We start from the raw sequence: 22767 nt of genomic DNA on the forward strand, positions 1-22767 counted from the left end.
ATGAGCAACCTACAAAATCCTCCCGCCTTGAATTCAACCAGTCCATTGGGTTTTTGGGATGGCGCCATTGGCGCCCTATCCCGCGAGCTGTCGCCCCAGCAATTTAAAACATGGATACAGCCCCTAACCCTTGTATCTTTTGAAGAGAGTGATCACTCACTAACAGTTGGCGCTCCAAACCGCTTCAAACTTGATTGGATTAAAAAGACTTTTGCTGATCGATTCCAAGAGCTTGCATCACAATACTTTGGCGCACCAATTAATATCAATTTTGTCCTCGCAGTTGAGGGTGTGGCACCAAGCCCAGCATCAACTGCGAAAGAGGTGGCCCTTGAGGTCGATGTGGCGACTGAAGCCGCCCCCAGTATTTCTGTTGAAGAGCAGCCATTCGAGATTGAGGACCATTCAAAACTCAATCCAAACCTTACTTTTGAGACCTTTGTTACTGGAAAAGCCAATCAGTTGGCCCGCGCCGCATCCATTCAAGTAGCACACAACCCCGGAACATCCTACAACCCAATGTTTCTATATGGCGGGGTTGGCTTAGGTAAAACCCACTTAATTCATGCGATTGGCAATCATCTTCTAAAAGAAAAACCCAACGCCAGGATTCGCTATATCCATGCTGAACAATACGTTTCAGATGTTGTGCGGGCCTACCAACAAAAGGCTTTTGACCGCTTTAAGCGCTACTACCACTCATTAGACCTCCTGTTAATTGATGACATTCAATTTTTTAGCGGCAAATCGAGGACACAGGAAGAGTTCTTTTATGCTTTCGAGGCCCTCTTAAGCAATAAATCACAAGTCATTATTACTAGTGACACCTACCCCAAAGAGATGGCTGGGATAGATGACCGCCTAATATCTCGCTTTGATTCAGGTTTAACGGTTGCTATTGAGCCACCAGAGCTTGAAATGCGTGTGGCTATTTTGATGAAAAAGGCTGCCAGCGAGGGCATCCCAATGACCGAGGATGTCGCTTTTTTTGTCGCCAAACATCTACGCTCCAATGTTCGAGAGCTTGAGGGTGCTTTGCGCAAAATTCTGGCGTTTGTCCGGTTTCATGGTCGCGAAGTCACAATTGATGTAGCTCGCACAGCCCTTAAAGACCTACTTTCAATACAAAACCGCCAAATTTCTGTAGAAAATATCCAGAAATCAGTAGCCGATTTTTACAGCATCAAAGTTGCTGATATGTATTCTAAAAAGCGTCCTGCAAATATTGCTCGCCCAAGGCAAATTGCGATGTTTATGGCAAAAGAGTTGACTCAAAAAAGCCTTCCTGAGATTGGGGAGCTATTTGGTGGACGTGACCACACCACTGTTTTACATGCGGTTCGCAAGATCACTGAAGAGCGTTCGCATGACAGTCAGTTGAACCACGAAATTCACGTTATAGAGCAAACGTTGAAATCTTGATTTTTTGCCTGTGGATAACCCTGTTACTAACCCTAGGGATAAGTTTGGGGATTAAGTGTGGATAAATTGTGGAAAGTTCACGCTTCATGCAAAAATAGGGTGTTGAAGTAGAGTTATCCAGTTTTTATGCAAGCCTTATACAGAAGTTTTCCACAGGTTTTTAAGTGTTTAATGTGTTGTTTTGTTTGGGGTTTTTGAGTTATCCACGGAAAAACAAAGCCTTATTACTATTACTACTAAGATATATACAAGGATTTAAAAGCAATGCAACTAGTTAACACCTCGCGCGATAGTTTATTAAAACCACTCCAGGTGGTTAGTGGGATTGTTGAACGTAGACACACGCTACCGATTTTGGCCAATCTCTTATTTAAAAAGAATGGTGAAAAGGTATCTTTTATTTCTACTGATATCGAAATTCAAATTACAACCAATGCCAACTTTGGTGTTGGTTCGGAGGATGTAACAACTACTGTTGCTGCAAGAAAACTGTTAGATATTCTGCGGGCGCTACCTGAGGGCCCAGTTTCCTTAAACCTTAAAGACAATCGTATGGTGGTACAGAGCGGTAAGAGCCGTTTCTCACTACAAACATTATCCGCAACCGAGTTCCCGGTAATGCAAAGTGTTGGGGAAGTAACTGCCGCATGGAAAATGTCTCAAAAGAGTCTTCGTCAACTCATTAGTCAAGTACATTTTTCAATGGCGCAGCAAGACATTCGCTATTACTTAAATGGAATGTTGCTGGTTGTTGAAGGTAAAGACGTGGTTGCTGTAGCAACCGACGGTCACCGCCTAGCATTTTCTCAGGTTGAGCTTGCAGAGGCCCCTACAGGGTCTGGTCAAAGACAAGAGATCATTATTCCTCGTAAGACTATTCTTGAGTGCCAGCATCTATTGGAAGACTCTGATGAAATGTTGGAGATCAGTCTAACTGCTAATCAGGTGAAATTTGCTTTTGGTGATATTGAATTAATCTCCAAATTAGTCGAGGGTAAATTTCCAGACTTCCAAAGAGTAATTCCAAAGGGCCATAAAAACTCACTAATCGTAGGTAGAGATGTCTTGCAAGCAGCCTTACAACGCGCTGCAATTCTCACAACCGATAAATTTAAGGGTGTTCGTTTTTCCTTGTCTCCTAATCGCATTACTGTTCAATCAACCAATGCAGAGCAGGAAGAAGCTCAAGAGGAAATTGAAACTGAATACAGTGGTGATGCGGTTGAGATTGGCTTCAATGTTAGTTACCTACTCGACGTATTGGCCAACCTAAAGGACGAAAAAATTCAAATTAGTTTGGGTGATGCAAATAGTAGTGCTGTGATTACATTACCTGGATCAGAGAACTTTAAGTACGTTGTAATGCCAATGCGCATTTAATTTAGAAAAAAATGACTGAAGAAAAAAAAGTAGTAGAGCAGTACGGCGCTGCATCGATTCAAATTTTAGAAGGCCTTGAAGCTGTTCGTAAAAGACCTGGTATGTATATCGGGGATACATCCGATGGCACAGGTTTACATCACCTTGTCTTTGAGGTTTTAGATAACTCTATTGATGAAGCCTTAGCAGGGTACTGTTCTGAAATTACAGTAGTTATTCAAACCGATAACTCTATTTCAATTGTTGATAACGGCCGTGGTGTCCCAACAGGTATTAAATACGACGATAAGCATGAACCAAAAAGAAGTGCCGCTGAAATCGTAATGACCGAGTTGCATGCCGGTGGTAAGTTTGACCAAAACAGTTATAAAGTTTCTGGTGGTTTACATGGTGTGGGTGTAAGCTGCGTAAATGCCCTCTCAAAATGGCTAAAACTAACAATTCGTCGAGATGGTAAAGCGCACTACATGGAGTTTGCGCGTGGCGTTATTCAAAACAGAAATATTCAAGAAGAAAATGGTGTTATCACCTCCCCCATTACTGTTACTGGCGATACTGAGTTATCGGGTACAGAGGTTCACTTTTTGGCGGATGAGGAAATTTTCGGTAATGTCGAATTTCATTACGAAATTCTTGTAAAGCGCATTCGTGAACTTTCTTTCCTAAATAATGGCGTCCACATTAAATTAATTGATCAACGCACTGGTCAAGAAGAAGATTTTGCCTTCTCGGGTGGCGTCAAAGGTTTTGTTGAATATATTAATCAAACCAAAAACGTTTTACATCCCAACATTTTTTATGCCGAAGGTGTTCGCCCCTCAGATTTAGGTGGTCAGATTACAGCTGAAGTGTCTATGCAATGGAATGACAGCTTTAGTGAACAAGTGCTTTGTTTCACTAATAACATTCCACAACGAGATGGTGGTACTCACCTAACCGGTTTGCGTGCAGCTATGACTCGCGTGATCAATAAATACATTGATGAGAATGAGGTTGCTAAAAAAGCAAAGGTGGAGATTTCTGGCGATGACATGCGCGAAGGCTTAGCCTGTGTTTTGTCTGTCAAAGTTCCAGAACCAAAGTTTTCTAGCCAAACAAAAGACAAGCTGGTTTCAAGCGAGGTTCGTGGACCTGTCGAAGAAATTGTTGCAGAGGCTTTAAGTGCGTATTTGCAAGAACGCCCAGCAGACGCAAAAATCCTTTGTGGAAAAATAGTAGATGCTGCGCGCGCTCGTGAAGCTGCTCGTAAAGCGCGCGATATGACAAGACGCAAGGGCGTCTTAGATGGTTTGGGTTTGCCGGGAAAATTGGCCGATTGCCAGGAAAAAGACCCAACAAAATCCGAATTGTTTATTGTGGAGGGTGACTCTGCGGGCGGTTCTGCAAAGCAAGGACGTGATCGACGTTTTCAAGCAATTCTTCCCTTAAAAGGAAAAATTCTGAACGTTGAAAAAGCGCGCTTTGACAAAATGTTGGCCAGTCAAGAGGTGGTCACTTTAATTACCGTTCTAGGTACCGGAATAGGCATTGAAGAGTACAAGGCAGATAAGCTGCGTTACCACCGCATTATCATCATGACCGACGCGGATGTTGACGGAAGCCATATTCGCACGCTACTTTTAACTTTCTTTTATAGACAGATGCCAGAGTTGATTGAGCGTGGCCATATTTATATTGCGCAACCTCCTTTGTATAAGGTGAAGTTTGGTAAGAGCGAGCAATACATCAAAGACGATGCTGAGCTCAATCAATTGCTATTAAAGATTGCGCTAGAAACCGCTTCTTTGCAGATACCTAATGGTGAGCTAATTGAGGGCGAGGCTCTAAATGAGTTGGCTAAACATTACCAAGTTATTCAATCCATTGTGGACCGCCTGTCTCGCACCATTGATGAAGATGCTTTGCGTGCAATTGCATCAGGTACACAGCTTAATTTAGATACAGAGAAGTCTGCAAACGAATCTGCCGATCAACTCAGAAAAGCGCTTGCCGATTCTCTAAACCCTTTGGCCTTACCGCCAGAAATTATTGTGCAAAAAGAAGATCGCACAGAGCGCTTCCGCTTGTTATTGTCACGCCGCATTCATGGCAACTTAAAGCTTTCAACCATCAACTCAGATTTTGTTCATGGTGATGATTACCAGAGTCTTGCTAATGCAGCGGCAGTTTTATCTGGCAAAGTGCTCCCTGGCACAAAAGTACGTCGCGGTGATCCAGAAAAAAATCCAAAAGAACAAACTATTAGCGACTTCAGGGGCGCGTTCTCTTGGCTTCTATCTGAGGCTGAACGCGTGCTTAGTCGCCAGCGATATAAGGGTCTTGGCGAGATGAACCCATCTCAGTTGTGGGAAACCACTATGGATGCCAGCTCACGTACGCTCTTGCAGGTGAAAATTGAAGATGCTATCGCTGCCGACCAAGTCTTTACAACATTAATGGGGGATGAGGTTGAGCCTCGTCGTGCGTTTATTGAAAAGAACGCGCTTATAGCCCGAAACTTAGACGTTTAAATATGGCCTCCAAGAAATTAAAACCACCAAAGGTGGATCGCTCCTCTATTGTGGTTAAGTCTTCGCCGATTCACGGTAAGGGTGTGTTTGTGGCAAAGCCCATTAAAAAGGGGCAGGCTATTATTGAGTACAAGGGCGAGCGCATCAGCTGGAAATTGGCTGAGAAACGTCACCCACACGACCCCAAAGATCCAAACCATACCTTCTATTTTTCATTGGAAGATGGTCGCGTCATCGATGCGAAATATGGGGGTAATGCTGCCCGTTGGATTAATCACTCCTGTAAACCAATTTGTGAAACTCGCGAAGACTCCTTTGGTGGCAAGCCACGCGTCTTCATTTATGCGAAGCGCAATCTCAAGGTTGGGGAAGAGTTGTTTTATGACTACTCGCTTGATATTGAGGGACGCATTACCAAGCAAATGAAAAAGGATTACGAGTGTCGTTGTGGCGCCAAAAAATGTCGCGGCACGATGCTTGCATCTAAAGACTAAAACTCCCAAGCCATTATGTTGTTTGTCACAATTCAAGAGCTCGAGGCTGCTATTAACTATTGGCGTAGCCAGTCTCCTGCCGAAGGCGATGAGCTGCGCTTGTGCCCAGAGGCCTCTGCGCTTGCAAAGCCTTATGCCCTAATGATTGTTCAGGGGTCTCAGCGGATGCCGCTTGATGTTCTTGATGGGCTTGCAAGAGAGTCTATTCAGAAGTTCATCAAGATCTCGCAGGGCGCATAAGCCACAAACCTTTTTAATCTAGGGTTATCGCTATATATAGCAACACCATCTTGGGTTATTCTCAATGTCTTGCCCCAAGAGGGGGTAGAGGGTATGAGCTTGCAAGAAACAATCTTAAAAACAGTCGGACTTGGAAAATCTTTTAAAGGATTTTCAGCTGTCAGTGATGTCAACCTAGATATCACTAGGGGCACAATTCATGCTTTGATCGGGCCTAATGGCGCCGGTAAAACCACCTGCTTTAATTTGCTGACAAAGTTCCTTGAGCCCAGTAGCGGTCAAATTTTGTTTAATGGTTTTGATATCACCAAGGAGGCGCCGGCACAAATTGCTCGCCGTGGGGTAATTCGCTCGTTTCAGATCTCAGCAGTATTTCCCCATCTAACCGTATTAGAGAATGTCCGTGTTGCGCTGCAGCGAGGATTGGGCACCGAGTTTCACTTTTGGAAATCTGGTAACTCTCTAAGCGTTCTTAATGAGCGCGCCATGCAACTTCTTCACGAGGTTGGTTTACAAGATTTTGCAAATGAAGAAACCTTAAATTTGGCTTATGGCCGCAAAAGGGCCCTTGAAATTGCGACAACCCTGGCCATGGAACCCGAACTGATGCTTTTGGATGAGCCAACACAGGGCATGGGTCACGAAGATGTGGAGCGTGTCACAGAACTAATTGATCGGGTCGCTAAAGGTAGAACCATATTGATGGTTGAACACAATATGAAGGTGGTTTCATCCATTGCTGACCGAATTACTGTTTTGCAGCGTGGGTCGGTTTTGGCAGAGGGTTCATATAAGGAGGTCTCCAATAACCCCTTGGTTGTTGAGGCCTATATGGGAAGCCATGGGGGCGATAACCTATGAGCACTATGGCGCTAGAGGTAAAAAACCTAGAGTCTTGGTATGGCGAATCTCATATCTTGCACGGCGTAAATTTTGCTGTTCGTGATGGCGAGGTGGTTACGCTTTTGGGTAGAAACGGCGCTGGCCGGAGCACCATCCTGAAAACCATCTTGGGCTTAACTAGCAAAAGAACTGGCTCAGTCCAAATTTATGGTGCTGAAACCATCACCACCCCTACTTACAAAATTGCACGCCTAGGGGTTGGCTTCTGTCCAGAAGAGCGCGGCATTTTTGCAAGCCTAAGTACAGAAGAGAATTTAATGCTGTTGCCTGAAATTGCTCCGGGCGGCATGGGTTTGGATGAAATCTATGAGATGTTTCCAAATTTGTATGAAAGGCGCAATAGTCCAGGTACTAGACTGTCTGGCGGTGAGCAGCAAATGCTGGCAATGGCCCGCATTTTAAGAACCGGCGCCAAACTCCTTTTGCTTGATGAGATTACTGAAGGTTTAGCACCAGTCATTGTCCAAAAATTGGGCGAGGTTGTGACCAGCCTGCGCAATAAGGGTTTCACAATTGTTTTAGTTGAACAGAACTTCCGATTTGCCGCGCCTTTAGCTGATCGTCATTATGTGGTTGAGCACGGCAAGGTGGTTGAGGTGGTGCAACAAAGCGAGCTTGCTGAAAAAGCAACTCTATTAAATGAGTATCTGGGTGTTTAGTGGTTTTCTATAGGAGATAGGAATGAAGTTAAAGCAAATAACCGCATCACTGGTAGCCGCAACGATGTTTGCGTCGAATCCAGTTTTTGCACAAGCAGGATCCAAGGTGAGTGGCGACGTTGTTAAGATTGGCGTATTAACAGACCTGTCTTCAACCTACTCTGATCTGGCTGGTCCTGGCGCAGTCATAGCCGCCAAGATGGCAATTGCCGACTTTTCTAAAGACGGCACTGTTATCGGTAAAAAGATTGAACTCGTTAGTGCAGACCATCAAAACAAGGCAGATATTGCCGCCAACAAAGCGCGCGAATGGTACGACAAAGATGGTGTAGATGTGATTGTTGAGCTGGTTTCAACCAATGTGGCATTAGCTGTGATGGAAGTTGCAGAGCAAAAAAACAAGATCACCTTGGTATCTGGCGCAGGCTCACTCGCAATTACCAATGAAAAATGTACTGCCAATAACGTCCATTGGGCCTATGACACTTATGCGCTCTCAAATGGCACTGGTAAGGCAGTTGTTAAACAGGGCAAAAAGAACTGGTACTTCATCACCGCTGATTATGCCTTTGGTGCTGCTCTTGAGAAAGATGCGACAGCTGTTGTAACTGCTAATGGCGGTAAGGTGCTAGGAACTAGTAAGCACCCGTTTCCAAATAGCGACTTCTCTTCTTATCTTCTAAAGGCACAAGCTAGTGGCGCCGATGTAGTGGCCTTGGCTAACGCCGGCCAAGACACTATTAATACTGTTAAGCAAGCGTCCGAGTTTGGGATTAACAAAAAGCAGACTGTTGTGCCATTGTTAATGTTTATCTCAGACGTTCACTCTTTAGGCCTGCCTGCTGCACAAGGCATGTACCTGACAGAGGGCTTCTACTGGGATAAAGACGACAAGACTCGCGCATTCTCCAAGCGCTTCATCTTGCAACATAAGCGTATGCCAACCATGGTTCAGGCTGGCGTTTATTCATCTGTTCTGGCTTATCTAAACGCAGTTCAAAAAGCGGGGACCGACGATACCCAAGCTGTGATGAAGGCGCTTAAATCAACCAACATCGATGATGGCCTATTTAAGGGCAAGATCCGCGCTGATGGAAAGTTTGAGCATGATATGTATCTTCTTGAGGTGAAGAAGCCTGCTGATTCTAAGAGCCCATGGGATTACTACAATGTGCGCGCGACGATTCCAGCCGCAGAAGCTACTTTGCCGCTTTCACAATCGAAGTGCAAATTAGTAAATAAGTAAGTCAATAGAAATCAAGCATGTTTGAACTTCTCGGAATTACCCCTCAAGGGCTGGTAGCCCAGCTCTTGGTGGGGCTTATTAATGGCTCTTTTTATGCCATATTGAGTTTGGGATTGGCCATTATTTTTGGCCTTCTCAACATCATTAATTTTGCGCATGGTGCTCAGTACACCATGGGTGCATTTATTGCCTGGATTGGTTTGACTCAGATTAGTCAGTGGCTAGGCTTCCCCGAGCTGTCTATTAACTACTGGTTTGCCTTAATTGTTGTTCCGCTTGTGTTGGCAGGTTTCGGCTTAATTCTCGAGCGCACGATGTTGCGCCGCTTGTATCACTTGGACCACCTATATGGCCTATTACTAACATTTGGCTTAGCTTTAATTATTGAAGGCATGTTCCGCCATTGGTATGGAATTTCTGGTGAGAGCTATCCAGCCCCAGAATTACTCCAAGGCGCTATTCCCTTGGACTCTATCGGGATCATTTTGCCTATCTATCGTTTATGGGTAGTGGTGATTTCTCTGACAGTGTGCTTCTCAACCTGGTACGTTATTGAGAGAACTAAGTTGGGCGCCTATTTGCGCGCAGGAACTGAGAACCCAAAATTGTTGCAAGCCTTCGGCATCAATGTTCCATTAATGATTTCATTGGCCTATGCTTACGGCGTTGGCTTGGCTGGTTTTGCGGGTGTGTTGGCTGCTCCCATTTTCCAAGTAAACCCATTGATGGGCTCGAACCTCATCATCGTTGTCTTTGCGGTGGTGGTGATTGGTGGTATGGGGTCGATCATGGGCGCCATTCTGACAGGCTTGGGTTTGGGTCTGATTGAGGGCCTTACTAAAGTGTTTTATCCGCAAGCCTCAGGCGTTGTGATTTTTGTGATCATGGCTATTGTTTTATTGATTCGCCCTGCCGGACTCTTTGGGCGGGAAAAATAACCATGAACTCAAAAACAAAACTTCTTTACGGCATTCTGGTGTTGATTGCTTTGTTGCTGCCGCTTCAAGACTTCATTTATTTGGTTTTTGCGATGAAGGTTTTGTGTTTTGCCCTCTTCGCTTGCGCATTCAACTTACTCTTAGGTTTTACTGGCCTGCTGTCATTCGGTCACGCAGCTTTTTTTGGAACAGCCGCCTATATCACTGCCTACTTTTGTAAAGAGGCTGGTCTCTCACCCGAGCTAGGAATTATTTTGGGTGTTGTGGGTTCTGGCATTTTGGGATATTTGATTGGCTCTTTGGCCATCCGTAGGCAAGGCATCTACTTTGCTATGGTCACTTTGGCCCTGTCGCAAATGGTGTATTTCTTGGCAGTGCAACTTCCCTATACCGGCGGTGAAGACGGTATTCAGGGTGTCCCACGCGGAATGTTATTTGGTTTAGTTGACCTCAAAGATGACGTTGCTATGTACTACTTTGTCTTGGCTGTTTTCTTATTTGGTTTTGCGCTCATCATGCGTGCCGTACATTCCCCATTCGGTCAAGTTTTGAAGGCGATTCGTGAGAATGAACCCCGTGCCATTTCTTTAGGTTATGACGTTGACCGTTTTAAGCTAATGTCATTTGTTATTTCTGCGGCCCTATCTGGTTTGGCGGGGTCTATGAAATCACTCGTATTCCAGTTGGCGACATTGACTGATGTTCATTGGCATATGTCGGGCGAGGTTGTTTTAATGACTTTGCTTGGTGGCATGGGAACCATTCTTGGTCCAGTTGTTGGAGCAGGCATTGTTGTCGGCCTACAAAACTATCTTGCAAACATTGGCTCATGGAGCACGATTGCAACCGGGTTTATTTTTGTTATTTGTGTTTTAGCATTCCGTCGTGGCGTCGTTGGAGAGATTGCTGCTTTCTACAAAAACAAAAACTAAATTTTTTTCCTTTTATTATTTGGTTTTAGTGCGGCGCTAATTCTTAATTGCGCCGCATGCACTTAAATAAAAGAGACTCTCATCGAATTTTCAATTTACATCTGGCCATTGCTCTTGGCGATGGCATTTTTTGCTGGTCTAGTTGATGCAGTTGCGGGTGGTGGCGGCTTAATTCAAGTCCCCGCTTTGTTTGCCGCCTATCCAAATGTTCCACCAGCTACTTTGCTTTCAACAAACAAGATCGCTGCGGTTGGTGGCACCTTTAATGCTGCACGCAAATTTCTACAACACGTCTCTTTGCCTTGGCCGCTGGTTTTGCCGGCTGTTGTCGCAGGATTTATTGGGTCTTTAATGGGTGCTCACGCAGTGAGCAATTTCCCTGCAGAGCCTTTGCGCAAAGCGCTGCCTTTTGTCCTTTTATTTTTATTGTTGTATACCTGGTTTCAGCCTAAGCTTGGCGAGTCACATGCGCCTCAAGGGCTTGGTCGTATTCACCAAGCCAAAGCAGTTTTGATGGGTTTAATTATTGGTTTTTATGATGGATTTTTTGGGCCCGGTACTGGTAGCTTTTTGCTCTTTGGTTTTGTCCGCTTCTTTGGCTTTGATTTTTTGCATGCTTCCACCGCAACTAAATTAGTTAATGTCGCCACTAATTTGGCTGCCATTCTCATGTTGGCGAGTCTTGGGCAAATAAACTGGCCGCTTGGATTTGCCATGATGATTGCCAATATTGCAGGCAGTCAATTTGGTAGTCGCTTAGCAATTAAGCACGGCAGCGCCTTTGTGAGGAAGGCTTTCTTGCTTATTGTTAGTGTGTTGATCCTCAAGTCAGCATGGAATGCGTATTTTATTAATTAAATCAATTACTTACAAAATAGCCTTTTATTTTTATAAGAATTCTTAATGTTTTGTTTCACGTGAAACAAACAAAATGCTATGATCATCGCCCTACCTGAGGCAAATCATGCGTTATTCCAAAAGTTTCGATGTCATTGTTGTGGGCGGCGGTCATGCTGGGACTGAGGCTGCCCTTGCATCGGCACGCATGGGTTGCGACACGCTACTAATAACCCACAGCATTGAAAATCTGGGCGCAATGAGTTGTAACCCATCGATTGGTGGCATTGGCAAGGGCCACTTGGTTAAAGAAATTGATGCCATGGGCGGCGCTATGGCAGCCGCTACCGATGAGGCAGGAATTCAGTTTCGTATTCTTAATTCGAGTAAAGGGCCCGCTGTCCGAGCAACCCGAGCTCAAGGCGACCGCATCTTATATAAGGCGGCCATTCGCCGGCGCCTAGAAAATCAGCCGAATTTAACCCTTTTTCAGGCCGCCGTTGACGACCTTCTGGTCAATGGCGACGAGGTTCAGGGCGTTATGACACAAATGGGCCTAGAGTTTATGGCCAAAAAGGTAGTTCTGACTGCCGGCACCTTTTTAGACGGCAAGATCCATGTCGGCCTCAATAATTATGCTGGTGGTCGCGCAGGCGACCCTGCATCGGTTTCCTTGTCCGCACGCCTGAAAGAATTAAAACTGCCCCAGGGAAGGCTAAAGACGGGCACCCCCCCTCGAATTGATGGTAGAACAATTGATTTCTCTGTCATGCTCGAGCAACCCGGTGACCTAGATCCCGTCCCCGTTTTCTCTTACTTAGGTCGTCCAGAGCAGCACCCAAAGCAAGTTCCTTGCTGGATTTCACATACAAATGAGAAGACCCATGACATTATTCGCGGTGGCTTAGACCGTTCGCCAATGTATACAGGGGTTATTGAAGGGGTTGGTCCACGCTACTGCCCTTCCATCGAAGACAAAATACATCGCTTTGCCTCTAGAAACAGTCATCAAATCTTTCTGGAGCCTGAAGGCTTAACGACCAATGAGTTTTATCCTAATGGCATCTCCACAAGTCTGCCTTTTGATATTCAGTGGGACTTGGTTCGAAGTATTCGGGGCCTAGAGTCTGCGGTGATTGTCCGCCCTGGCTACGCCATTGAATATGATTTCTTTGATCCCCGTCAGCTACGCCATAGCCTAGAGACAAAAGTGATTGGCGGCTTGTATTTTGCTGGCCAAATCAACGGTACAACGGGCTATGAAGAGGCTGCTGCCCAAGGGATGTTGGCCGGGATTAATGCTGGGCTGGCCGCAAAAGGCAAAGAACCGTGGCTGCCAAAGCGAAGCGAGTCCTATATTGGGGTTCTTGTTGACGATTTGATTACTCGCGGGGTTCAAGAGCCCTATCGCATGTTTACGAGTCGTGCTGAATACCGCCTTAGTTTGCGTGAGGACAACGCAGATATGCGCTTAACCACTATTGGACGCGATTTGGGGCTGGTAGATGACTATCGCTGGGAAGTGTTTTGTAGAAAACAAGAAGCTGTTTCACGTGAAACATCTCGTTTGCAAGATATTTGGGTTGGTCCCAAACATGAGGCGGCTCCACTAGTTGCTCAGTTGTTGGGTCAAGACTTGTCCCATGAGTGCAACTTAACCGAGCTTTTGAGGCGCCCAGGCGTGACTTATGAGGCGATTACTGCCCTAGGCGGTGGTCTGTGGGCGCCAGACGTTTTGGATGCCGATCTTGGCTTGGCAGCTCAAATCAGCGACCAAGTGGAGATTTCGGTTAAATACCAGGGTTATATTGATCGTCAGGCTGTTGAAATTGCCCGCCAGGAGCATAACGAGAGCTTCCCCCTCCCAGAGGGGCTTGATTATTCGCTGGTACTTGGCCTGTCTAAAGAGGTTCAGCAAAAACTGAATTTGCATAAGCCGGCGACGCTGGGTCAGGCTGGAAGAATTTCTGGCGTCACTCCGGCAGCACTTTCTTTGTTATTAGTCCACCTCAAAAAAGGTTTGGGCCGCCCCCAAGAAACTGCATGACAGAGGACTTGCTAGCTCTCGGAATTGAAGGGTTGGGCCTCAATTTAAGCAATGCCAATATTGCTGATTTGGAGCTTTTTTTACAAGAAATGGGCCGCTGGAATCAGGTGCACAATCTCACTGCCATCGAAAGCGAGCAAGACTCTATTCGCCTACACCTCATTGATTCCATTGCTGTTTTGCCGGTATTAAGGCGGTTTTTAAAAGCCCCAAACCCTAAAATTGCTGACCTTGGCTCTGGTGGTGGCCTGCCCGCAATTCCAATTGCCATTGTGCAGCCAGAGTGGCGGCTGACATTGATTGAGGCAATTCGGAAGAAGACTGCTTTTTTGCAGCATGTGCGGGGAAAATTAAAACTAAAGAACATAGAAGTGCTGAGCGAGCGAGTTGAAAATGTTGCGTTGCAGCAACCTGCCCAATTTGATGCTGTAATTTCCCGTGCATTTACAAATCTCGCACGTTTTTTAGACCTTTCATTGCCCCTTCTGAAGCCAGGTGGCCTGGTGTTTGCAATGAAAGCAAAGCGCGCGGATGAAGAAATGGCTGATGTGTGTAGTGAAGACTGGCAATTGCTAGCCGACGAAGCACTACTTATTCCGAATTTATCGGTTGAACGCCGTCTTTTGGTGTTGACCCCCATGAGAAAATCGACCCTCACCACTTAAGCAAAATCTAAAGCACTTATGGCAAAAATATTCTGTATCGCAAATCAAAAAGGTGGTGTTGGCAAGACCACAACGGCTGTGAATTTGGCGGCAGGATTGGCCGGGCTCAAGCAGCGCGTATTGCTGGTTGATCTAGACCCTCAGGGCAATGCCACTATGGGTTCCGGTGTTGAAAAGGCTGAGTTGGATACTAGCGTCTATCAAGTCTTAATTGGCCTGACATCAGTAAGAGAATGTGCAAAGCCTTGCGAAAGTTCTGGCTATGACGTACTTCCAGCTAATCGTGATTTAGCGGGCGCTGAAATTGAATTGGTAGATTTGGATGCGCGCGAATCTCGCTTGAAGGATGCGCTTTCACAGGTGGCTAATGATTACGATTTCATTTTGATTGATTGCCCTCCAGCTCTGTCTTTATTGACGCTTAATGGACTATGCGCAGCAAACGGCGTGATTGTTCCAATGCAGTGTGAATATTTTGCGTTAGAGGGCTTGTCTGATTTGGTAAACACAATCAAACAAGTGCATGCAAATTTAAATCCTGATTTAGTGATTATTGGATTGTTGCGCGTGATGTTTGATGCACGTATGACCTTGCAACAGCAAGTATCAGAACAGTTACTTGAGCACTTTGGCGACAAGGTATTCAAGACGATTATTCCGCGCAATGTAAGGCTCGCTGAAGCTCCATCTTACGGGCTTCCAGGAGTTGCATTTGATAAATCATCGCGTGGTGCAAAAGCGTATTTAGAGTTTGGTGCGGAGATGGTTGAGCGCATCAAACATATGTAATTTTTTAAGAAGATAAAACCATGGTTGCAATTAAGAAAAAAGGTTTGGGCAGAGGTCTAGAAGCTTTGCTTGGAGAGAAAGCTTCACAAGCTAGCGCATCAACAGAAATCAATCGTTTGCCACTAACTGCATTGCAGGCGGGCAAGTATCAACCCCGTCAAAAAATGGAAGCAGGCGCCCTTCAGGAGCTGGCTGACAGCATCCGTGAACAAGGTGTTATGCAGCCATTACTGGTTCGCTTGGTTAGTCTTGGTAAGTATGAAATTATTGCGGGCGAACGTCGTTTCCGTGCGGCAACAATCGCTGGCTTGAAAGAGGTGCCGGTTTTAGTTTCTGGTGCAGATGACCAAGCGGCAGCAGCAATGGCCTTGGTTGAAAATATGCAGCGAGAGGATTTGAATCCTCTCGAAGAGTCCCAAGGCTTGGCACGACTCATTGAGGAGTTTGGCTTTACTCATGAGCAAGCTGCAAAAGCGGTGGGCAAGTCACGTAGTGCGATTAGCAATTTATTACGCTTAGCCCACTTGGCCAAACCAGTACAAGCCATGCTTTTAGCTGGCGATATTGATATGGGCCATGCCCGAGCGCTCTTGCCTTTGCCGGGTGCAAGCCAAGTCGCATTAGCCCAAAGAATTGCTGCGCAAGGCCTGTCAGTTCGTGAGGCCGAGAAAATGTCAACCGCCTTGGCAATTGCAGGAGGGCAGATTGGGGACAAAAAGACAAAAACCAAGTCAGGCTCTGTAGTCCCAAGTAGTGATCCGGATATGCGCCGCTTGACCCAAGAAATCGCTGATTTAATAGGGTTAAGTGCTGAATTTAGGTTTAAAGGCAAGGGCGGAGAACTCAGAATTCACTTTAGCCAGTTTGATGAGCTTGATTCTTTATTAAAAAAGTTGGGTATCGAGGCTTAAATTAAGAAGAAAAATGTCCGTAAACCCTTTGACATATTGCAGTGCACACATTAAACTTTCGGGGCTAAATTGATTCCTCAAAAAAATCAATTTTCTGACGCAGATGAGTGGGATGAGCCAGAAGAAGTCATTCGGGTTTACAGTAAGGAAGAAATTATTGCGTTGCAGCAAAGGGATGCAATAAAGTATCGAACCCTATCGCCTTGGAAATTAGTTTTGGCACAAGTGCTGATTACAGTGGTCAGCATGATGTTTTGGTCAATTTTTGGGGAGCCGGTAGGGGTAAGCCTTTATACTCAGTCGGCGTTTTTAGGTGGTTTAATTAGCGTCTTGCCTTCAGCCCTGTTTTTAACAAGGCTCGAGTTAGCAAAGAAATCGCAAAGATTGAATCCAGGAAGATTTTTAGCGGCATTAATTTCCGGCGAATTTATAAAAATTGCTGTGACATTGATGTTGTTTATAGGGATTGCGTACCTCGTCCCTGGTGTGCTGTGGGTCCCCTTGTTGGTGACTTACCTGCTTGCCTTGAAGTGTGTTTGGTTGGCGTGGTTGTGGCGCTAAGTAGTGACAATTGAGATTGAAACAAAGGACCAGTTAAGAGATGTCTAGCGAAGTACACCAAGCCCACGAGGCAGCCGAGCAAATGACGCCAACCGCGTACATTTCTGAGCATTTACAAAATCTCACCAGCACTGGTGAACATCAGTCTTCTATTATTGATTTCAGTGTCATTAATTTAGACACCATTTTTTGGGCTTCGCTAATGGGCTTTGTAGCAGTCTTTATTCTGCTGATTGCTGCACGTCGCGCAACCCCAGGTGTTCCAGGTCGCTTCCAGTCTTTAGTGGAAATGATTGTGGAGATGGTCGATACACAAGCTAAAAGTATTGTTCACGGCGACCGTACCTTTATTGCCCCTCTCGCCCTCTTCGTATTCTTTTGGATCATCCTGTTAAATACCCTCGACTTAATTCCTGTGGATTGGGTTCTTGGGGTAAATCATTTCATTGGCAACTTCGGCGGTCACGTTCCCCATAACCGCATGGTTCCAACAACTGACTTAAACGCTACGATGGGCATGTCCTTATCGGTTCTCGTTTTAGTGTTCTTCTATAGCTTCAAGGTAAAAGGCTTTGGCGGGTTCCTGCACGAGCTGATTTCTGCTCCGTTTGGCGCTAAGTGGTATTTGGCCCCATTCAACCTTGCTTTAAACATCATTGAGTATTTAGCAAAAGGCGTTTCTTTGGGAATGCGACTTTTCGGAAATATGTATGCCGGCGAACTGGTCTTCTTGTTGATCGCCTTGCTTGGTAGCGTATGGACGTTTAATTTAGATTTAACCCTGTTCGGATTGGTGGGCCATGTTATTGCTGGATCAGCTTGGGCCATCTTCCACATTTTGGTTATTTTGTTGCAAGCCTTTATTTTCATGATGTTGACCTTGGTCTACATCGGGCAAGCGCATAGCCATCACTAAGATTTTATTTTTAACCTACCTCTTTTAACTTCAGGAGTCAGCAACATGCAAGCATTTTTAGCAACTATTCAAGGTTCAACAGCTATCTGTATCGGCATCATCATCGGCCTCGGCGCGATCGGTGCTTGTTTGGGTATCGCATTGATGGGCGGCAAGTACATCGAAGCTTGTGCACGTCAACCAGAATTGATGGAGCCACTCCAAACTAAGATGTTCCTTTTGGCTGGTTTGATCGACGCTGCGTTCTTGATCGGCGTTGGTGTTGCAATGTTGTTTGCTTTCGCAAACCCACTGCTCGCAGTTATCAAGTAATTGTTTTGGCGTGGATGACCAAAGGGTCATCCAATTGTTCTCAACAATACTGAAAGGAATATCGTGAATCTGAACGCGACCCTATTCGCGCAAATGATCGTTTTCTTCGTCTTATGGTGGGTTGTTGCACGCTTCGTGTGGCCACCGCTGGTTAAGGCGTTAGATGAGCGTTCAAGCAAAATTGCTGATGGTTTGGCAGCTGCAGAGCGTGGCAAAGAGGCGCTTGCATTGGCTAGCAATGAAGCTGAGCAAGAATTAACTAAAGCACGCCAAGAAGGTGTGCAACGTGTAGCCGAAGCCGAAAAGCGTGCACAAATGTCAGCCGAAGAAATTCGCGCTAACGCACAAGCTGAAGCCGCTCGCATCATTTCTCAAGCGCAACAAGATGCCGCACAGCAAGTAACTCGTGCCCGCGAAGTTCTGCGCGCCGAAGTGGCTGTTCTTGCTGTTAAAGGCGCCGAGCAAATTTTGCGTCGCGAAGTTGATGCAAAAGCACATGGCCAATTACTTGACCAATTAAAGGCAGAACTTTGATATGGCTGAATTAGCCACTATTGCCCGTCCTTATGCTGAGGCGCTTTTTCAAAGCGCTCAGCCTGCTGAGCTTGCGGGTTGTTTGGAGCAGTTAAATGAATTGGCACAGCTTGCTGCTTTGCCAGAGGTTGCTGCTTTATCAAACAATCCCAAAGTGTCTGCGGATGATTTGAGCAAGCTGCTTTCTGGCATGGTGAAAACCAAGCTAGACCCTAAGGTTGCTAGCTTTTTAAATCTCGTGAATCAAAACCACCGTTTAGCAGCTGTTCCTGAGATTGCCCATCAATTTGAGGCAATGAAGAACAAAAGCGAAGGCGCTGCAGAAGTAAATATTACAAGCGCATTCCCATTAGAGGGTTCTGCGTTAAATGATTTGTTGTCAAGTTTGAAGAAGCGCTTTGGGGGTAAAGAATTGCGCCCAACTATTCAGGTTGACCCAGCATTGATTGGTGGAGTTCGCATTCAGGTTGGCGATGAAGTAATGGATAGTTCAGTTAAGGCCCAGTTAGCTCAAATGCAAGCAAGTCTTGGCGCATAAGTCATCCCTATTAAGAACATACGAAATAAGACCCAGGAGTAAGTAATGCAACTCAACCCTTCCGAGATCAGCGAGCTGATCAAAAGCCGAATTAGCGAATTGGGCGTTGACTCCCAAGTTCGCAACGAAGGCACTGTAATTTCAGTGACCGACGGTATTTGCCGCGTCCATGGCTTGTCAGGCGTTATGCAGGGCGAAATGTTGGAGTTTCCTAACAACACTATCGGCCTTGCATTAAACCTTGAGCGTGATTCTGTTGGTGCCGTAGTGTTGGGTGAATACACCCACATTAAAGAAGGTGACCCAGTGAAATGTACTGGCCGCATTTTGGAAGTTCCAGTTGGTCCAGAGTTGCTCGGTCGCGTTGTAAACGCACTTGGCCAACCAATCGATGGCAAAGGCCCAATCAATACTAAGTTGACTGACTTCATTGAAAAAGTTGCTCCAGGCGTTATCGCACGTCAATCCGTTAGTCAGCCAGTACAGACTGGTTTGAAGGCGATTGATGCGATGGTTCCAATTGGTCGTGGTCAGCGTGAGCTGATCATTGGCGACCGTCAAACTGGTAAGACAGCTGTTGCGGTTGACGCGATCATTAACCAAAAAGGTAAAGGCGTTTATTGCGTTTACGTTGCGATCGGTCAAAAAGCTTCTACTATTGCTAACGTTGTTCGCAAGCTCACAGAATTGGGCGCAATGGAGTACACCGTAGTTGTTGCAGCGAGTGCTTCTGAGTCTGCGGCGATGCAGTACCTCTCTGCATACGCAGGCTGCACCATGGGTGAATACTTCCGCGATCGCGGCGAAGACGCATTGATTGTTTACGATGACTTAACTAAGCAAGCGGTTGCTTATCGTCAAATCTCCTTGTTGCTCCGCCGCCCACCAGGCCGCGAAGCTTATCCTGGCGACGTGTTCTATCTCCACTCACGCTTACTCGAGCGCGCAGCACGCGTAAGTGCGGAGTACGTTGAGAAGTTCACCAACGGTGCAGTTAAAGGGAAGACTGGTTCATTGACTGCATTGCCGATCATTGAAACTCAAGCTGGCGACGTTTCTGCATTCGTTCCAACCAACGTAATTTCGATTACTGACGGCCAGATCTTCTTGGAAACTGACTTGTTTAACGCCGGCGTACGTCCTGCGATTAACGCCGGTATTTCTGTTTCCCGCGTTGGTGGTGCCGCACAAACTAAAGTAGTTAAGAAATTGTCTGGCGGTATTCGTACCGACTTAGCGCAATATCGTGAATTAGCAGCGTTTGCTCAGTTCGCATCTGATCTTGACGAAGCAACCCGCAAGCAGTTAGAGCGCGGTCGTCGCGTTACTGAATTGTGTAAGCAAGCTCAATACAAGCCCCTCCAAGTTTGGGAAATGGCTGCTTCACTTTATGCTGTTAACAACGGCTACTTCGATGACCTCGAAGTGAAGAACGTATTGGCATTCGAAAAAGGCTTGCAAGATCATTTGAAATCTAAATATGCTGACTTAGTTGCGCGTATTGAAGAGACTAAAGATTTGAGCAAAGATGACGAAGCTGCTTTGCGCGCCGCCATTGAGGATTACAAGCGTTCTGCCTCTTTCTAAGAGGGCTCGCATAAATCATGGCAAGCACAAAAGAAATACGGTCTAAGATCAAGAGCGTGCAAAACACGCGCAAGATCACGAAGGCAATGGAGATGGTCGCTGCATCCAAGATGCGTCGCGCCCAAGAGCGCATGCGTAATGCGCGTCCATACGCTGAAAAAATTCGTGAGATCGTTGCCAACCTTTCTAAAGCAAATCCTGAGTTCCGCCCTGCTTACATGGCTACTCGCGAAGTGAAGAAAGTTGGCACGATTTTGGTTACAACTGACAAAGGCCTGTGCGGCGGTTTAAATACCAACGTCTTGCGTTTGATTGCTAACCAAGTGCGCGATTTGCAGGAAAAAAACGTAGAGATTGCGTACACCGCAATTGGTTCAAAAGGCCTGCAGTTTTTGAATCGCTCAAAAGCAAAATTGATTTCTCAAGCAATCCAAATTGGTGACACACCACATATGGATATTTTGATTGGCGCAATTGTTGCTCAATTAGAGGCGTTTGAGCGTGGCGAGATTGATGCCGTGTATTTGGCATTCACCCGCTTTGTAAATGCAATGAAACAAGAGCCTGTTTTAGAAAAACTCTTGCCTTTGGAGCCAGAGGCTTTGACTCCACAAGAGAAAACAGACCATTCTTGGGATTACATCTACGAACCTGACGCGGAGTCCATTTTGAATGGCCTGCTTAAGCGTTACGTTGAAGCAATGATTTATCAGGCGGTTGCTGAAAACATGGCTTCCGAGCAGTCTGCGCGGATGGTCTCCATGAAGGCCGCTTCAGATAATGCGAAGAACGTAATCGGCGAATTGCAATTGGAATACAACAAGACACGACAGGCTGCTATTACTAAAGAGTTGTCAGAAATTGTTGGCGGAGCGGCTGCGGTTTAAGCGGTCGGCGTTTAGGAATACGAAAGAATTCAGGAATTAAAAGCGGAGAAATGCGATGAGTAACGGAAATATCGTGCAGTGTATCGGTCCAGTGGTGGACATTCAGTTCCCACGCGACAAAATGCCAAACATTTATGATGCATTGACATTAGTTGAAAGCGGCGAAAAATCATTTGCTGAAAAAGGTTTGACCTTTGAAGTTCAGCAACAAATTGGTGACGGCGTAGTTCGCGCGATTGCCATGGGTGCAAGCGATGGCTTACGCCGCGGCATGGAAGTGAAATCTACTGGTGGTCCAATTTCTGTGCCTGTCGGCCCAGCAACACTAGGCCGCATTATGGACGTATTAGGTCGCCCAATTGATGACGCTGGTCCAATTGCTACTGAAGAGCGTCGTGCTATTCACCAGCCGGCACCTAAGTTTGACGAGCTTTCACCTTCTGTTGACTTGTTAGAAACTGGTATTAAGGTTATTGACTTAGTTTGCCCATTTGCTAAAGGCGGTAAGGTTGGTCTCTTCGGTGGTGCGGGTGTTGGTAAGACCGTGAACATGATGGAATTGATTAACAACATTGCTAAGCAACACTCAGGTTTATCAGTGTTTGCCGGTGTTGGTGAGCGTACTCGTGAAGGTAATGACTTCTATCACGAGATGAAAGAATCTAACGTTATCGACAAAGTAGCGATGGTGTTTGGTCAGATGAATGAGCCTCCTGGCAACCGTTTGCGCGTTGCGTTGACTGGTTTGACTATGGCTGAAGCTTTCCGTGACGAAGGCCGTGATATCTTGTTCTTCGTTGACAACATCTACCGTTATACATTGGCAGGTACTGAAGTTTCTGCGTTGCTCGGTCGTATGCCTTCCGCTGTGGGTTACCAGCCTACATTGGCTGAAGAGATGGGTAAATTGCAAGAGCGTATTACCTCCACCAAGACTGGTTCTGTTACTTCTATTCAGGCCGTTTACGTTCCTGCAGATGACTTGACCGATCCATCACCAGCTACCACCTTCTTGCACTTAGACTCCACAGTTGTGTTGTCACGTGATATCGCTGCATTGGGTATCTACCCAGCAGTTGATCCATTAGATTCAACCAGCCGTCAGCTTGATCCACAAGTGGTTGGTCAAGAGCACTATGAAGTAGCTCGCGAAGTACAGATGACATTGCAGCGCTACAAAGAGTTGCGCGACATTATTGCAATTTTAGGTATGGACGAATTGTCACCAGAAGATAAGCTGTCTGTATCACGTGCTCGTAAGATTCAACGTTTCTTGTCCCAGCCTTTCCACGTTGCTGAAGTATTTACTGGTTCACCAGGCAAATACGTTCCTTTGAAAGAAACTATCCGTGGTTTCAAAATGATCTGCAGCGGTGAATTGGATCACTTGCCTGAGCAAGCGTTCTACATGGTGGGTTCAATTGATGAGGCCATCGAGAAGGCCAAGAAGCTTTAATCT

23 protein-coding genes are annotated in these 22767 nt (G+C 45.9%); all 23 read left to right on the forward strand.

Annotation, left to right across the window (positions count from 1 at the left end; translation table 11 throughout):
• The 23 genes from dnaA to atpD all read left to right on the forward strand — a co-directional run bounded on the left by dnaA (position 1) and on the right by atpD (position 22764).
• On the forward strand, positions 1-1422 hold the full coding sequence (dnaA, locus tag FD961_RS00005; protein ID WP_251371276.1) for a chromosomal replication initiator protein DnaA: 1422 nt from the start codon (positions 1-3) through the stop codon (positions 1420-1422).
• A 264-nt stretch (positions 1423-1686) separates the two neighbouring features.
• Complete coding sequence (gene dnaN, locus FD961_RS00010; RefSeq protein ID WP_215393620.1) at positions 1687-2802, forward strand: DNA polymerase III subunit beta; 1116 nt, start codon at positions 1687-1689, stop codon at positions 2800-2802.
• Positions 2803-2813: 11 nt separating this feature from the next.
• Complete coding sequence (gene gyrB / locus FD961_RS00015) at positions 2814-5312, forward strand: DNA topoisomerase (ATP-hydrolyzing) subunit B (RefSeq protein ID WP_071464367.1); 2499 nt, start codon at positions 2814-2816, stop codon at positions 5310-5312.
• A gap of 2 nt (positions 5313-5314) precedes the next feature.
• Positions 5315-5806: an SET domain-containing protein gene (locus FD961_RS00020; protein WP_071464368.1), complete on the forward strand. Its 492-nt coding sequence runs from the start codon at positions 5315-5317 to the stop codon at positions 5804-5806.
• 15 nt (positions 5807-5821) lie between these two features.
• Positions 5822-6046 carry a DUF3717 domain-containing protein gene (locus tag FD961_RS00025; protein WP_215393621.1) on the forward strand — a complete coding sequence of 75 codons (225 nt, stop codon included), beginning with the start codon at positions 5822-5824 and terminating at the stop codon, positions 6044-6046.
• A gap of 93 nt (positions 6047-6139) precedes the next feature.
• Complete coding sequence (locus FD961_RS00030) at positions 6140-6907, forward strand: ABC transporter ATP-binding protein (protein ID WP_215393622.1); 768 nt, start codon at positions 6140-6142, stop codon at positions 6905-6907.
• Entirely contained in the window at positions 6904-7608 is a 705-nt protein-coding gene (locus tag FD961_RS00035) for an ABC transporter ATP-binding protein (protein ID WP_215393623.1), read from the forward strand. The genes FD961_RS00030 and FD961_RS00035 overlap by 4 nt, the downstream gene beginning before the upstream one ends.
• Before the next feature lie 22 nt (positions 7609-7630).
• Entirely contained in the window at positions 7631-8854 is a 1224-nt protein-coding gene (locus tag FD961_RS00040) for an ABC transporter substrate-binding protein (protein WP_215393624.1), read from the forward strand.
• A 17-nt stretch (positions 8855-8871) separates the two neighbouring features.
• Complete coding sequence (locus FD961_RS00045) at positions 8872-9792, forward strand: branched-chain amino acid ABC transporter permease (protein WP_215393625.1); 921 nt, start codon at positions 8872-8874, stop codon at positions 9790-9792.
• A gap of 2 nt (positions 9793-9794) precedes the next feature.
• Complete coding sequence (locus FD961_RS00050; protein ID WP_215393626.1) at positions 9795-10724, forward strand: branched-chain amino acid ABC transporter permease; 930 nt, start codon at positions 9795-9797, stop codon at positions 10722-10724.
• A gap of 120 nt (positions 10725-10844) precedes the next feature.
• Positions 10845-11582, forward strand: coding sequence for a TSUP family transporter (locus tag FD961_RS00055; protein WP_215393627.1), 738 nt, complete (start codon positions 10845-10847; stop codon positions 11580-11582).
• A 106-nt stretch (positions 11583-11688) separates the two neighbouring features.
• Positions 11689-13608: a tRNA uridine-5-carboxymethylaminomethyl(34) synthesis enzyme MnmG gene (mnmG, locus tag FD961_RS00060; protein ID WP_215393628.1), complete on the forward strand. Its 1920-nt coding sequence runs from the start codon at positions 11689-11691 to the stop codon at positions 13606-13608.
• Positions 13605-14273, forward strand: coding sequence for a 16S rRNA (guanine(527)-N(7))-methyltransferase RsmG (gene rsmG, locus FD961_RS00065; RefSeq protein WP_215393629.1), 669 nt, complete (start codon positions 13605-13607; stop codon positions 14271-14273). Before mnmG ends, rsmG begins: the two co-directional genes overlap by 4 nt.
• Positions 14274-14291: 18 nt before the next feature.
• Positions 14292-15062: a ParA family protein gene (locus FD961_RS00070; protein WP_215393630.1), complete on the forward strand. Its 771-nt coding sequence runs from the start codon at positions 14292-14294 to the stop codon at positions 15060-15062.
• 20 nt (positions 15063-15082) lie between these two features.
• Complete coding sequence (locus FD961_RS00075; protein ID WP_215393631.1) at positions 15083-15973, forward strand: ParB/RepB/Spo0J family partition protein; 891 nt, start codon at positions 15083-15085, stop codon at positions 15971-15973.
• 69 nt (positions 15974-16042) lie between these two features.
• A complete protein-coding gene (locus FD961_RS00080; RefSeq protein WP_215393632.1) occupies positions 16043-16534 on the forward strand; it encodes an ATP synthase subunit I in 492 nt (163 codons plus the stop codon).
• A gap of 40 nt (positions 16535-16574) precedes the next feature.
• Entirely contained in the window at positions 16575-17450 is an 876-nt protein-coding gene (atpB, locus tag FD961_RS00085; RefSeq protein WP_215393633.1) for a F0F1 ATP synthase subunit A, read from the forward strand.
• A gap of 45 nt (positions 17451-17495) precedes the next feature.
• Positions 17496-17762 carry a F0F1 ATP synthase subunit C gene (gene atpE / locus FD961_RS00090; protein ID WP_011901869.1) on the forward strand — a complete coding sequence of 89 codons (267 nt, stop codon included), beginning with the start codon at positions 17496-17498 and terminating at the stop codon, positions 17760-17762.
• Positions 17763-17825: 63 nt separating this feature from the next.
• Positions 17826-18296, forward strand: coding sequence for a F0F1 ATP synthase subunit B (locus FD961_RS00095; protein ID WP_072582048.1), 471 nt, complete (start codon positions 17826-17828; stop codon positions 18294-18296).
• Position 18297: 1 nt separating this feature from the next.
• Positions 18298-18834, forward strand: coding sequence for a F0F1 ATP synthase subunit delta (locus tag FD961_RS00100; protein WP_071464382.1), 537 nt, complete (start codon positions 18298-18300; stop codon positions 18832-18834).
• Positions 18835-18879: 45 nt separating this feature from the next.
• Positions 18880-20421 carry a F0F1 ATP synthase subunit alpha gene (gene atpA, locus FD961_RS00105; RefSeq protein ID WP_215393634.1) on the forward strand — a complete coding sequence of 514 codons (1542 nt, stop codon included), beginning with the start codon at positions 18880-18882 and terminating at the stop codon, positions 20419-20421.
• A gap of 17 nt (positions 20422-20438) precedes the next feature.
• Positions 20439-21308, forward strand: coding sequence for a F0F1 ATP synthase subunit gamma (gene atpG / locus FD961_RS00110; protein ID WP_215393635.1), 870 nt, complete (start codon positions 20439-20441; stop codon positions 21306-21308).
• Between the two features lie 55 nt (positions 21309-21363).
• Positions 21364-22764 carry a F0F1 ATP synthase subunit beta gene (atpD, locus tag FD961_RS00115; protein ID WP_071464385.1) on the forward strand — a complete coding sequence of 467 codons (1401 nt, stop codon included), beginning with the start codon at positions 21364-21366 and terminating at the stop codon, positions 22762-22764.
• The last annotated feature ends 3 nt before the right edge of the window (positions 22765-22767 follow it).

This window comes from Polynucleobacter sp. TSB-Sco08W16, assembly GCF_018687455.1.
Taxonomy (GTDB): Bacteria; Pseudomonadota; Gammaproteobacteria; order Burkholderiales; family Burkholderiaceae; genus Polynucleobacter.

What these genes read in the sequence shown, in the direction of transcription:
- dnaA (WP_251371276.1), top strand. Translation starts at nt 1, where the DNA reads ATGAGCAACCTACAAAATCCTCCCGCCTTGAATTCAACCAGTCCATTG.
- dnaN (WP_215393620.1), top strand. Translation starts at nt 1,687, where the DNA reads ATGCAACTAGTTAACACCTCGCGCGATAGTTTATTAAAACCACTCCAG.
- gyrB (WP_071464367.1), top strand. Translation starts at nt 2,814, where the DNA reads ATGACTGAAGAAAAAAAAGTAGTAGAGCAGTACGGCGCTGCATCGATT.
- FD961_RS00020 (WP_071464368.1), top strand. Translation starts at nt 5,315, where the DNA reads ATGGCCTCCAAGAAATTAAAACCACCAAAGGTGGATCGCTCCTCTATT.
- FD961_RS00025 (WP_215393621.1), top strand. Translation starts at nt 5,822, where the DNA reads ATGTTGTTTGTCACAATTCAAGAGCTCGAGGCTGCTATTAACTATTGG.
- FD961_RS00030 (WP_215393622.1), top strand. Translation starts at nt 6,140, where the DNA reads ATGAGCTTGCAAGAAACAATCTTAAAAACAGTCGGACTTGGAAAATCT.
- FD961_RS00035 (WP_215393623.1), top strand. Translation starts at nt 6,904, where the DNA reads ATGAGCACTATGGCGCTAGAGGTAAAAAACCTAGAGTCTTGGTATGGC.
- FD961_RS00040 (WP_215393624.1), top strand. Translation starts at nt 7,631, where the DNA reads ATGAAGTTAAAGCAAATAACCGCATCACTGGTAGCCGCAACGATGTTT.
- FD961_RS00045 (WP_215393625.1), top strand. Translation starts at nt 8,872, where the DNA reads ATGTTTGAACTTCTCGGAATTACCCCTCAAGGGCTGGTAGCCCAGCTC.
- FD961_RS00050 (WP_215393626.1), top strand. Translation starts at nt 9,795, where the DNA reads ATGAACTCAAAAACAAAACTTCTTTACGGCATTCTGGTGTTGATTGCT.
- FD961_RS00055 (WP_215393627.1), top strand. Translation starts at nt 10,845, where the DNA reads ATGGCATTTTTTGCTGGTCTAGTTGATGCAGTTGCGGGTGGTGGCGGC.
- mnmG (WP_215393628.1), top strand. Translation starts at nt 11,689, where the DNA reads ATGCGTTATTCCAAAAGTTTCGATGTCATTGTTGTGGGCGGCGGTCAT.
- rsmG (WP_215393629.1), top strand. Translation starts at nt 13,605, where the DNA reads ATGACAGAGGACTTGCTAGCTCTCGGAATTGAAGGGTTGGGCCTCAAT.
- FD961_RS00070 (WP_215393630.1), top strand. Translation starts at nt 14,292, where the DNA reads ATGGCAAAAATATTCTGTATCGCAAATCAAAAAGGTGGTGTTGGCAAG.
- FD961_RS00075 (WP_215393631.1), top strand. Translation starts at nt 15,083, where the DNA reads ATGGTTGCAATTAAGAAAAAAGGTTTGGGCAGAGGTCTAGAAGCTTTG.
- atpB (WP_215393633.1), top strand. Translation starts at nt 16,575, where the DNA reads ATGTCTAGCGAAGTACACCAAGCCCACGAGGCAGCCGAGCAAATGACG.
- atpE (WP_011901869.1), top strand. Translation starts at nt 17,496, where the DNA reads ATGCAAGCATTTTTAGCAACTATTCAAGGTTCAACAGCTATCTGTATC.
- FD961_RS00100 (WP_071464382.1), top strand. Translation starts at nt 18,298, where the DNA reads ATGGCTGAATTAGCCACTATTGCCCGTCCTTATGCTGAGGCGCTTTTT.
- atpA (WP_215393634.1), top strand. Translation starts at nt 18,880, where the DNA reads ATGCAACTCAACCCTTCCGAGATCAGCGAGCTGATCAAAAGCCGAATT.
- atpG (WP_215393635.1), top strand. Translation starts at nt 20,439, where the DNA reads ATGGCAAGCACAAAAGAAATACGGTCTAAGATCAAGAGCGTGCAAAAC.
- atpD (WP_071464385.1), top strand. Translation starts at nt 21,364, where the DNA reads ATGAGTAACGGAAATATCGTGCAGTGTATCGGTCCAGTGGTGGACATT.